This window comes from Grimontia marina (genome assembly GCF_900060185.1).
GTDB classification, from domain to species: Bacteria; Pseudomonadota; Gammaproteobacteria; order Enterobacterales; family Vibrionaceae; genus Enterovibrio; species Enterovibrio marinus.
Map to the genome: position 1 here is coordinate 1 of NZ_FIZY01000171.1, position 1,041 is coordinate 1,041.

Sequence of the window (1,041 nt, forward strand, 5' to 3'; positions counted from 1 at the left end):
CGACACTGGATTACGGCGACAGCGCCCCAACCGCGCCGACTGTGGTGATTACCGAAGATGCCAACAATGACGGCTACATCAATGATGCCGAACTCAATGGCCAGATAGACATTAGCGTCACCCTGGGCAGCGGCACCGACGTGGGTGACACCATCGAAGTGACCGACCAGGACGGTAACGTCATCTTCTCCGGCACGGTCACGCAGGACATGCTGGATAACGGTCTGCAGCTGGCCGTGGATGCACCGGCTACGGGCACCACGCTGGAAGTGACGGCGACCATTACTGACCCTGCCGGCAACAGCGCTGAAGGCTCAGACTCCGCCACCCTGGATTACGGCGCGGGCGGCGGCGCCCCTGCGGCCCCAGTCCTGACCATTACCGAAGATGCCAATAATGACGGCTATATCAATGATGATGAGCTCGATGGCGACATCAACTACACCATCGCCCTGGGCGACGGCACCGCAGTCGGTGACACCATCACGGTCACCGATCAGGATGGCAATGAGGTGTACACCGCCACCATTACCCAGGACATGCTGGACAATGGGCTTAGCCTGTCTATCCCGGCCCCGGCGGATGGCACTGCCATCACCCTGACTGCCACCGTTACCGATCCGGCGGGCAACACCGCCGAAGGCTCTGACAGTGCGGTACTGAGCAGCGGCCCGGCGGCCCCAACGGTCACCATTACCGAAGATGCCAACGACGATGGCTACATCAATGACGCTGAGCTCGACGGTCAGGTAAACATCACCATTACCCTGGCAGCCGGCACTGAAGTAGGTGACACCATTGAAGTGACTGACCAGGGTGGCAATGTCATCTTCTCCGGCCCGGTCACTCAGGAGATGCTGGATAATGGCCTCGACCTGAGCATCGATCCGCCTGCCACCGGCACTGAGCTGGAAATCACCGCCACGGTCACCGACAGCGCCGGCAACAGCGCCGAAGGCACTGACTCCGCCACCCTGGATTACGGCGTGGGCACCGGTGCCCCGGCGGCGCCGACTGTCGTGATTGATGAAGATGCCAACA

The 1,041-nt window shown here is 61.3% G+C and carries 1 pseudogene; it reads left to right on the top strand.

The annotated features are described in order from the left end of the window. Positions 1-1,041: pseudogene (locus GMA8713_RS25765) on the top strand (hypothetical protein); the annotation flags it as partial.